Annotated in this window: 10 protein-coding genes and 1 tRNA gene; 5 read left to right on the plus strand and 6 right to left on the minus strand. The window is 70.4% G+C overall.

Annotated elements, in window-relative coordinates:
* The 3 genes from G6045_RS35650 to G6045_RS35660 form a co-directional block, all read right to left on the minus strand.
* A partial coding sequence (locus G6045_RS35650) for a TerD family protein (RefSeq protein WP_206344625.1) occupies positions 1–553 on the minus strand: 553 nt, incomplete at its 3' end.
* A gap of 122 nt (positions 554–675) precedes the next feature.
* Entirely contained in the window at positions 676–2,265 is a 1,590-nt protein-coding gene (locus tag G6045_RS35655; RefSeq protein WP_165336362.1) for a TROVE domain-containing protein, read from the minus strand.
* A 285-nt stretch (positions 2,266–2,550) separates the two neighbouring features.
* Positions 2,551–2,631: transfer RNA gene (locus tag G6045_RS35660), tRNA-Lys, on the minus strand.
* Positions 2,632–2,744: 113 nt separating this feature from the next.
* Here G6045_RS35660 and G6045_RS35665 point away from each other — a divergent pair.
* Positions 2,745–4,457, plus strand: coding sequence for a serine/threonine-protein kinase (locus tag G6045_RS35665; protein ID WP_165336363.1), 1,713 nt, complete (start codon positions 2,745–2,747; stop codon positions 4,455–4,457).
* A 15-nt stretch (positions 4,458–4,472) separates the two neighbouring features.
* Here G6045_RS35665 and G6045_RS35670 read toward each other — a convergent pair whose 3' ends face one another.
* Both G6045_RS35670 and G6045_RS35675 read right to left on the minus strand, forming a co-directional pair.
* The gene (locus G6045_RS35670; RefSeq protein WP_165336364.1) at positions 4,473–5,234 is read right to left on the minus strand and encodes an aminoglycoside adenylyltransferase family protein; all 762 of its coding nucleotides are present in this window, start codon (positions 5,232–5,234) and stop codon (positions 4,473–4,475) included.
* 37 nt (positions 5,235–5,271) lie between these two features.
* On the minus strand, positions 5,272–6,720 hold the full coding sequence (locus tag G6045_RS35675; protein WP_165336365.1) for an alkaline phosphatase PhoX: 1,449 nt from the start codon (positions 6,718–6,720) through the stop codon (positions 5,272–5,274).
* A gap of 118 nt (positions 6,721–6,838) precedes the next feature.
* Here G6045_RS35675 and G6045_RS35680 point away from each other — a divergent pair, with 118 nt between their 5' ends.
* The 4 genes from G6045_RS35680 (at position 6,839) to G6045_RS35695 (ending at position 9,731) form a co-directional block, all read left to right on the plus strand.
* Entirely contained in the window at positions 6,839–7,609 is a 771-nt protein-coding gene (locus G6045_RS35680) for an SDR family NAD(P)-dependent oxidoreductase (protein ID WP_165336366.1), read from the plus strand.
* A 200-nt stretch (positions 7,610–7,809) separates the two neighbouring features.
* The gene (locus tag G6045_RS35685) at positions 7,810–8,049 is read left to right on the plus strand and encodes a hypothetical protein (protein WP_307813156.1); all 240 of its coding nucleotides are present in this window, start codon (positions 7,810–7,812) and stop codon (positions 8,047–8,049) included.
* A gap of 68 nt (positions 8,050–8,117) precedes the next feature.
* Entirely contained in the window at positions 8,118–9,260 is a 1,143-nt protein-coding gene (locus G6045_RS35690) for a chymotrypsin family serine protease (RefSeq protein ID WP_165336371.1), read from the plus strand.
* Positions 9,261–9,281: 21 nt separating this feature from the next.
* A complete protein-coding gene (locus tag G6045_RS35695) occupies positions 9,282–9,731 on the plus strand; it encodes a hypothetical protein (RefSeq protein WP_165336367.1) in 450 nt (149 codons plus the stop codon).
* A gap of 107 nt (positions 9,732–9,838) precedes the next feature.
* On the opposite strand, the gene G6045_RS35700 is transcribed toward G6045_RS35695, so the two are convergent.
* Complete coding sequence (locus tag G6045_RS35700) at positions 9,839–10,342, minus strand: DinB family protein (RefSeq protein ID WP_165336368.1); 504 nt, start codon at positions 10,340–10,342, stop codon at positions 9,839–9,841.
* Positions 10,343–10,426: the final 84 nt, after the last annotated feature.

Consider the following 10,426-nt stretch of genomic DNA (forward strand, 5'->3'; position numbering starts at 1 on the left):
GTGCGGCCGGAGCGGCAGCGGGTGCGGCTGCGGCTGCGGCGGGTGCGGGCTGCTCGTCCACCGATACGCCGAAGTCCGTGGCGATACCGGCCAGACCGTTCGCATAGCCCTGGCCGACGGCGCGGGCCTTCCACGCACCGTTGCGGAGGTAGATCTCGACGATCACCAGCGCCGTCTCGGAGCCGAGCTGCGGCGGAGTGAAGGTGGCGATCACGCTGCCGTCGTCCGCGTTGCGGATCGTCGCCGTGGGCTCGACGCCCTGGAAGGTCTGCCCCGCCGCGTCCGGGCTCGCGGTCACCACGATCTTCTCGATGCCCGGCGGGACGGCCGCGGTGTCCACCGTGACCTTGTCGGGCGCCGAGCCGCCGCCCGACTGGTAGGTGACACCGGGGCCCGAGGGCTGGTTGAAGAAGATGAAGTCGTCGTCGGAGCGCACCTTGCCGTCGGCGGTGAGCAGCAGGCCCGATACGTCCAGCCGCACGGGAGCGGCGACGTCCACCGATACACGGGCGGTGGGCAGCGGGATGTTCGAGCCGGGGGTCATAGCTGTCATGACTGGGGTAACGAGCGAGATCTCTTTGCCGTTCCCTTACCCGTGGCGAGTTTTCCCCGTCTGCCGTCCGGTTTCCGCCGGACGGCAGACAGGGAGTCCCCCCGGGGCCCGCAGGCCCGCCCTCACACGGCCGTCTCCCACGGCCAGTCCGCTTCACGGCCCCGCTCCAAGAGCGGAACCATCCGGAAGGCCGCGTCCGAAAGGCCACCGAAGGTGTGCCGGTTCCGCGCACCCGACGGGCCGTGGCCCGCCCGGTACCCGGCCAGGTTCCAGGTGTAGACCGGCACATCCGCCGGCACCTGCGCGGTCGGGTCGCCGTGGGCGCTGTACGTGTACTGCTCGTCGGTGACGATCAGGACCCGGTCGTGCCCGCGGTAGAACCGCCGTACCGCCTCGGTCGTGTCGGTGCCTCCCAGGTCGCCGAAGCGCTCCAGGACCTTCAGCACCGACTCGCCCCGGCGGAACTTCACCGCGGCGCTCGTCGAACCGAACTGCACCAGATCGGCCTTCGCGGCCCGCAGCGCGACCGCCGCACCGAACACGGCGGCGCCGTCGGCCCGGGTGAGCTGCGAGCGGTCCGACATCTTCGAGAAGAACATCGAACCGGACCGGTCCACCAGGACCAGCGTGCGGCCGGGCAGCTCGGGCACGTTGGACAGCGAGTGCGCGAGCGCCTGCTCCAGCGGGTACGCCCAGCGCAGCGACGGCGCGTGCTGGTAGGCGGCCAGGTACCGGAACGGGAACTGCCGCGAGCGGCGCACCTGCTCCGGGTCCGAGATCTTGGCCGCGACGGCCGCCGCGACCTCGTCCGAGACCCCGGCCTCGTCGAAGTTCCGCAGATTCCGTACGAGCGCCATGGCGCCCATCGACGGGATCACGGCCTCCCACGCGGCCTTGTCCATCGGGCCCTGAAGCCAGCCCGCGAGGGCCTCCCAGGTCATGCCCGCCTCGGCGAGACGCGCGGGACCGTCGGGCGCCGTGACCACCGCGCGCCGCTCGTCGACGGGCAGGCCCATCAGCTCACGGTGCGCGACGAGCACACGGCTCGACGCGGGCGGCAGCGCGGTCTCCGGGTTGTGCCGGCGGTCGAGCGCGTACTGGAACAGCTCGCCCTGCCACGGCTTGTCCGCGTCGGGCGCCGCGTGCACCAGGTTGAGGATGTCGCCGAAGCGGTAGCCCTTGCCCGAAGTGTCGTACTTCAGCAGGGACTTGCCGTGGTAGAGGCGGCGCACCGCGTCCGCGACACCGCGCTTGACGGGCTTGGGCAGGGCGCGTCCGTACACCGAGGTCCAGTAACCGAGCAGCTCACCGGGCTCGTCGGGGCGCTGGAGCACGGACGCGACGACCGAACGGTTCGACGGTCCGTCGGTGGCGCCCCCGTCGAGCCGCGCCTTCACGTACTCGGCGGCGCCGACCAGCGAGGCGGTCCGCATGTTGCCCTCGCCGCGCAGCCAGCCGAGCAGGCCCGCGGTCCACTGCGGGTCCTCGACGGCCAGCTTGCGCACGAGGCGCGCGAAGCGGTCGTCGCGGTCCGTGCCCTTCTCGTAGAAGGTCTGCTGCGAGACGAAATTCGCGACCGCGAGCAGAAAGAGCTCGGAACGCTCCTCGCGCTCGAATCCCCGGCCGCCCTCGAAGGTACGCAGGGTGCGCCCGGTGGACGTGACACGCGAAGTGCCGCGTGGGCGAGTGAACTTGGTGTTGAAGCGCGCCATGAGAATTCCCCCCGAATTCCTGGTGTACGGATGATGTGGCGTTGTACGGAATCGCGGGAGGCTTTTCGGCAAGGGGGTGCCCGAGGTCGGAGTCGACGGCGGTGAGAGTCCCTCTGCTGAAACGCCTCCCGAGATCAAGGCGGCCGTGCGGCGTGGATTCTCGCAAAGAAGTAGCCGCGGGCCTTCGCACCGGGAGGTGCATCAAGCTGTGCTGGAAAAGATGTCCAGAGATCAGGTCGGCGGAACTACATAGGTGCTCTAACCACTGAGCTACTCCGGCATGAATGCCGAAGGCAGGACTCGAACCTGCGACCGCCCCATTAAGAGTGGAAGTAAGTCCTGCCTGCGCACCTGGACGTCTACGACTCTAGAGAGCGAACCCGCAAAGCCGCCAAGGGTTTTTCGGGTACGCCCCGCGAGGCCCGGACGGCCCATGGGTACCATCACCCCGACGTACGGGGGAAGGTGGCGGGCAGGTCATGCAGGTGCTCAGGGAGCAGGATCCGCGGCAGATCGGTCCTTATCGGCTGCTCGGCCGACTCGGCAGCGGCGGAATGGGCGAGGTGTTCCTGGCCCGCTCACCCGGCGGCCGCACGGTCGCGGTGAAGGTGGTGCGCGAGGAGCTCGCCGGCAAGGACTCCTTCCGGCTGCGCTTCCGGCGCGAGGTGGACGCGGCCCGCAAGGTGGGCGGCGACTGGACGGCCCGCGTGCTCGACGCGGACACCGAGGCCGATTCGCCCTGGATCGCCACGGCGTTCGTGCCGGGTCCCGGTCTCGACGCCATCGTCGAGCACGAGTACGGTCCGCTGCCCGAGCACACCGTCCTGGTGATGGCGGGCCGCCTCGCCCAGGCGCTCACCGCGATCCACGCGGCGGGGCTCGTCCACCGCGACCTCAAGCCGTCCAACGTCCTGCTCACGCTCGACGGCCCCCTGGTCATCGACTTCGGTATCGCCCGCCATCTCGCGCTCGACAACGAACTCACCCGTACCGGCTATGCCTTGGGCTCCCCCGGCTTCATGTCCCCCGAGCAGGTGCGGGGCGAGCCGGTAGGGGCGAAGAGCGACGTGTTCGGGCTCGGCGCGCTGCTCGCGTACGCGGCCACGGGCCGGCGCCCCTTCGGCAAGTCCGAGATCGGGCCGCACGCGCAGATGTTCCGGATCGTGTCCGAGGAGCCGGATCTGGCGGGCGTCGAGGGCGAGTTGCTCGACCTCATCGGCGCGTGCCTGCGCAAGGCGCCGCAGGAGCGTCCCTCGCTGACGTCGATCGTGCAGCGCACGGCGGCGGCCGCCGGGGCCGAGGGCGAGTGGCTGCCGCCGGAGCTCGTCGGTCATCTGGGGCGTGCGGCGGTGCGGCTCCTCGACGCGGACGTGGATGCGGATGCGCCGCAGGAGTCCACCCGGGCGTCGGCGTCCGGAGTGCGCCATGAATCCGTACGGAAGGACTCCGCCCCGGCGGCGCCGCGCCCCGAACCGGCCCCCGGCGCACCTGCGTCGGACCCCACGCCGCCCTCCACCGCGAGCGCGCCGAAGCGCCGGCGCCGGCGCGCGCTCCCGCTGGCGCTCGTGGGCGTACTCGTCGCCGCGGGTGCCGGAGCGTACGTCCTGCTGCCGAGCCTCCTGGACGGCAAGGGAGGCGAGGAGAGCTCGGACGACGGCCGCAGCAACTCGGCCGGCACCGACCCCGGCGGCCGGGGAACCCAGGCGAAGGACGCTCCTTCCGCGTCGGGCTCGCCGTCGGCGAGCTCCGATGGCGAGAAGGCCGAGGAGCAGCCGGGCGACAAGGCCTCCCCCGGGGACTCGGTCTCCGAAAGCCAGGACGCCACCGGCGACCCTGACACGCTCGAGCCGGGCAACGGCTTCCCGCAGAGCTATCCGGGCGCTTGGGAGAACCGCGAGGCCGGGAACGTGTGGACGTTCGACATCCCCGAGGACCCGGTCGGCAAGCAGGTGACCTGGCGGATGGAGATCGGCGAGGACGGCACCTGGTGCGCCTACTCCGCTCCCGTCGAACAGGCCACGTCCCACCGCCTGTTGCTGGGCAAGTCGAAGCTCACGGACAGCGGGATCAGCGACACCGCCGGGCCGTGCACGATCGGCGACCGGCCGTACTTCGACGTGGTCGACGTGGATCAGCTGACGTTCTACGGGTCGGGCCTCAGGGACGGCATGTACGTCGAGCGCCCGGCCTGATCCACAAGACAGGCGCTAGCCGAATCCCCTGAGGGCGTCGATGCGCGCGAGCATCGCGTCGAAGCAGGGCCGCACCCCGCGCCGGAGCTCGTCGCTCCACGTCTCCTCGGCGTAGGTGCTGTTCAGATACAGCTCCCGCGCGTGGGCCGGCGCGGGCCGGTGCTCGGCCGGAAGCCGTTCGAGCGCCCAGGCCGCCGCCTGGTCCTTCGGCAGGATCTGGCCCGTCGCGATCGTCACCCAGGTACGGGCCATCGTCAGGAGCACGTTGCGTTCGTCGTCGTCGATGTCCTCCATCAGGAGCTGGATCCCGGCGACACTCGCCGCCACCACATCCTTGTGCGGCACGGGATCCACCAGCGACGCGAGCGGCGGCCCGCTGAGTGTCCGGCCATGCGCGAGGGCCGTCGTGAGCAGCACCGCCAGATCCGGCATCTCCTCCGGTTCGGGCACGAGACCCTTCTCGTACGACGAGCGCAGCCACTCCCCGTACAGGAAGTCGCAGACCGGCGGGTAGCGCCACGGCCGCACGGAGGACTGGACGACCACCACCAACTCGATGGGCCGCAGCGGCACTTCGAGGCCGGAGAGCCGCAGAAGCCCGTCAAGCAGTGCCCGGCGCCGGTCAGGGGTCAGCGAGCGCCGGGACACCACCAAAAGGTCCACATCACTGGCCGGCTTCAGCCCGCCGAGTACGGCGGAGCCGTGGAGGTAGCTGCCGATGAGCTCGGGTCCAAGGACGTCGGCAACCAGCTCCACGACCGGTGTGAGGTGATCCATTCCGCCAGATTAAGGCCGGATCGGGTGATCGGGCAGACTACGAGCGGGAGTTCCGCTTCCACGGTCCCGTGATGGCCACGAGGATGCCCGGGTCCTGGATGTTGGCGTACAGCGTCCCGCCGTCGGGCGAGAAGACCACGCCGGCGAACTCGCTGTACTCCGGCTCCTCTTCGGTGCCGACGTTCAGGTCGTTGCGCGCGATCGGATACGTACGGCCGCTGTCCGTCGCGCCGAACAGATGCGAGACGCCCTCGCCGTCCTCGGCGAGGATCAGGCCGCCGTACGGGGAGACGGTGATGTTGTCGGGGCCGTCGAAGGCGCCGTCCTTGCCCGGGTCGGGATTCACGCCGAGCAGCACCTTGAGCGTGAGGGTGCGGCGCTTGGGGTGGTAGAACCAGACCTGGCCGTCGTGCGGGTTTCCGGGGCTCTCCGTGCGGGCGTACGAGGAGACGATGTACGCACCGCCGTCGGCCCACCACATGCCTTCGAGCTTGCGGGCGCGGGTGACCTCGCCGTCCTTGAACTGCTTGCGGATCGCGGTCTGCTGTGCGTCGCGCTCGGGCACGTCCACCCAGTCGACGCCGTACACCGTGCCGATCTTCGTGGCGCGCGAGAGGTCGTCGACGAACGTGCCGCCGGAGTCGAAGCACTTGGGTGCCTGAAGGGTCCCGGCGTCGTCGGCGAGCTTCCCGAACTGGCCGCGGCCGTGCTTGAAGGCGCCCGGCGGGACCCAGCGGAAGAAGAGCCCGTTGGGCTTGCTGTCGTCCTCGGTGAGGTACGCGTGACCGGTCTTCGGGTCGACGACGACGGCCTCGTGGTCGAAGCGGCCGAAGAACTTCAGGGGCTTGGGGTCGCGGTTGGCCCTGCGGTCGTACGGGTCGACCTCGAAGACGTAACCGTGGTCCTTGGTCATGCCGTTCTCGCCGGCCTTGTCGGAGTTCTCCTCGCAGGTCAGCCAGGTGCCCCAAGAGGTCCGTCCGCCCGCGCAGTTGGTGGAGGTGCCCGCGACGCCCACCCATTCGGCGACCTCACCGCCACGGCGCACCTCGACGACGGTGCAGCCGCCGGCCGCGGCCGGGTCGTAGACGAGGCCCTCCGTGAGCGGCACGGGGTGGTCGTAGTCGGAACGCGGGCCGTCCATCTCGTGGTTGTTCACGAGCAGCGTGGTGCCGCGCGGGCCCTCGAAGGTGGCGGTGCCGTCGTGGTTCGACGGGGTGAACTCGCCGCTGTCCAGCTTCGTCTTCCCGCTGTACGTGATGATCTTGTACGTGAATCCGGCGGGCAGCGCGAGGATCCCCTCGGGGTCGGGGACGAGCGGCCCGTAACCGGGGCCGTGGGGGCGGTCCCCGTGGCCGGCGCCGGTCGCCTCCTCCTGGCTGGCGAGGGCGCCGTCGGTGGTGGCGAGTACCCCTGCGGTACCGGCGAGCGCGACGCCCGCACCGGTGAGGGCGGAGCGGCGGGCGAAGTCTCTGCGCGTGAGCGGCATGGTCTCTCCTGAAGCGACGGTCCAGGTGCACGGAAGGTGCGGGGTGGTCCGCGCCAGAGAGTTCCGCCCGCGTATAAACGGAGGCTGAACACCGTCCGACTTCTGGAGTCCAGCTTCCGTGAATCCCTCCGCCCCCACCGGCCGCCGTGTCCTCGTCTCCGGAGCCTCGCGCGGGCTCGGCCGCGCGGTCGCCCGCGTCTTCGCCGCCCAGGGCGACCGGGTCGCCGTGCACTACAACTCCCGGCGCGAGGAGGCACAGCGGACCCTCGACGCGCTCGACGGCTCCGGACACGTCCTGGTCGGCGGTGACGTCTCCGACGCCGCGGGGGCGGCGGGCGTCGCGGAGGAGGCCTTCGCCGGGCTCGGCGGGATCGACGTCCTGGTCAACAACGCGGCCGTCAACCTCCGCCACCCGCTCCCGGAGACCCCTTACGACGAGTGGGCGGCGCTGTGGCAGGCGCACGTGTCCGTCAACCTGCTCGCTACGGCGAATCTCAGCCATCTCGCGGCCCGCCGGATGATCGACCAGGGCTCGGGCGGGCGGATCGTCAACATCGGTTCGCGCGGCGCCTTCCGGGGCGAGCCGGATCATCCGGCGTACGGCGCGACCAAGGCCGCGGTGCACGCGCTCGGCCAGTCCCTCGCCGTGTCGCTGGCCCCGTACGGGATCGCGGTCGCCTCGGTGGCCCCGGGTTTCTTCGACACCGAGCGCGTGGCGCACCGCCTCGAAGGCGCGGAGGGCGCGGCGATCCGGGAGCAGAGCCCGTTCGGCCGGGTCGCCTCCGCGGACGAGATCGCCGAGGCCGTACGGTGGCTCGCCTCGCCCGCCGCCGAGTGGGCGTCCGGGACCGTCCTCGATCTCAACGGGGCTTCGCATCTGCGTACTTGAGCACGGAAACAAGGCCCCGGCAGGAGGCGGCGCGTCCGTTTCCCGGCGCGCCGCAAGCGCTCCCAATCTTCGTAAACAAGGTCAAGAGGAGCAGATACCGCGAGTCCCAAGATTTCATGTGGTGGCCCTTGACCCCCGTGTGCGGCGGCAATAGACAGACACCTACCTGCAGGAGCGCAGAACGCGGAGAGGCGAGCCCGGTGGACGCACACGAGGCACGCAGGCTCCATGAGGGCCGGCTCATGATGCTGGCCCATGTGACCGGGGTGGGGATAGGACGGGACGAGCACTCGGGCGAGGACGTGATCGTCGTCTTCGTGACCCGAAAGGTGCCCCGCGATCTGCTCCCGGACGACGATTTGGTTCCCGACGAGCTCGAGGGCGTGCCGGTACGCGTGCTCGCGATCGGCTCAGTCGACGCCCAGGACCAGGAGTCCTGAGCCGCCGGGGATCCCCGCGCATCGCTAGGGGAAGTAGGTGGTCAGGCGTGACGAGCCGGCCAGAATTGATGCGAGGCCCGACGGGCGGGCAGCTCAGCGACAGCTCCCGCCAGCAGGCGATGAGTGACTTCCTGCGGCGTGAAGCGCCGCTGGCCAACGTGGTCGGCTTCGGCCACGGGGTGAAATGGGCCGATGGCCGGCCCACCGGCGAGCAGGCCGTGCTCGTCTTCGTGACCCAGAAGGTTCCCGAGTCCATGCTTCCGGAGCGGGATGTCGTCCCGCGCCAGATGGACGACGGCACCCCGACCGACGTGATCGCGGTCGGTCATGTGGCGGCGCAGCGCAGCACCGGCCGTGGGCGGTCCGTACCGTCCGCGCGCGGTGACGAGCAGCAGGCCGGGCGCCCCGAGGTGTCCGAGCAGCTCGCCCAGCTGTCGCAGCCCCTGCTCGAAGAGCTCGGCGGGCTCGGCGCGTTCGAGCCGCAGCTGCTCAAGCGCCGTATGCGGCCCTGCCCTTCCGGCTTCTCGGTGGGCAACGTCCGCGTGACGGCGGGCACCCTCGGCAGCGTCGTCTACGACTTCCTGCCGGGCGCGACCGTGGACCCGCCGGGTGCGGGCCTCGGCGTACCGTCGAAGTTCTACATCCTGTCCAACAACCATGTGCTCGCCGACTCCAACCGGGCGCAGCTGGGCAGTGCGATCCTGCAGCCCGGCACATTCGACGGCGGGCAGGACCCGGGCGACCGGATCGCCACGCTCGAACGGTTCATCACGATCCAGTTCGCGCCGCAGATTCCGCTGGAGCGGCACAACAACGTCGTGGACGCGGCGCTCGGTTCGGTCGACTTCCAGGACGCCACCCGCGAGACGTACTTCAGCGGTGCGCCGCGCGCCTGGCGGCGCAAGGCCAACGTGGCGGTCGGCGACCTGGTCAAGAAGACCGGCCGTACGACCAACATCAGCTTCGGCCGGATCATCGCGGTCGACGCCACGATCGACGTCAACTACGGCACGGCGGGGACGGCCCGGTTCAAGGACCAGATCCTCACGACGAACATCTCCGCGGGCGGCGACTCGGGTTCCCTGGTCACCTCCCAGGACAACGTGGCGGTCGGCCTGCTGTTCGCCGGTTCGTCCGTGGTCACCGTGTCCAACCACATCGAGAACGTCCGCGCGCTGCTGCGCGTCGAGATCGCCGAGCAGCTGGCCTGAGTCGTACGGAAGGGAGGCACCATGACCACGCAGGCACGCAAGCAGAAGGGTTCCCAGCGGTCGGAGCACAAGTTCTTCAACCCGCAGGGCGCCGAGGTCAAGACGCGTGACGAGGCCTTCGCCTCGCAGCAGATGGACGTGGGGGCACAAGCGGTCTCGACGGACTGCAAGCTGACGCTGCACAACGGGCAGATCAGCTTCGCCCTCGAAGTCACGTACAACCCCAACACCTACCCGCACGTGGTGACGGGCGGCCAGATCAAGTCCGGTATCTGCGGGGCGCCTTGGGACATCACCGGTGGCTTCATCGGTGAGGGCCTGCGGATCGACGCCAAGCGGTCGGGCCAGGGTTCGTGCGCGTCGACGATCACGATCGTCGGCGAGTACCAGAACCCGCCGGCGTTCCGTGGGACGTACGGCTTCGACGGATCGACGTCCTCGTTCAAGCACACCACTCGGTACGAGTGCTGACGCCTTCGCCTCGGCACGGTTGATCCCGCTCCCCGCGGGGTGGTGGGCGGTCCCTTTGGGAGGGGGCCGCCCACCGTGGCCTGTCTCGCCGCCCGACGGGGCCTGTCTCAGCGCCCGACGGAACCGTCGATCTGCTCGCGCAGGATGTCCGCGTGCCCGGCGTGCCGGGCGGTCTCCTCGATCATGTGGACAAGCACCCAGCGCATCGACGGCGGCGGGGTCTCGCGCAGCGAGCGGGCACCGGGGCGGTCCAGGTCGGTGCAGGCGAGGGCGACCTCGTTCGCACGGGCGACCGCCGCACGATAGGCATCCGCCAAGCCGGACGCGGTGTCGTCGTCGGACACCCCGCCCTCGTCGTCCCACTGCGCGCGGTCGGCGCCTTCGTACGCCCAGACGAACCAGTTGAGTTCGACGGCCGTCAGATGCTTGAGCAGAAGAAGCAGGCTGGTCCCGGAGGGAACACCCGCGGTACGCACCGCGGGCTCCGGCACCCCGGCCGCCTTCGCGAGCACCGACTCGCGCAGGTAGTCCAGAAAGGTCAACAGTGTGGTCTTCTCGTCGGCGTTCAGGCCCGGGGGACGCAGATCGGGCCGGGGCTCCGCAGTTGTCATACCGGAACGGTACGCAACATCAGCCCCTGCGGCGTTTGAGCAGATCCGAACGAAGTTCGGATGCCGGGGGTCAGGGGGCGAAGC

Origin of the sequence: Streptomyces mesophilus, assembly GCF_011044995.1 — a bacterium.
GTDB classification, from domain to species: Bacteria; Actinomycetota; Actinomycetes; order Streptomycetales; family Streptomycetaceae; genus Streptomyces; species Streptomyces mesophilus.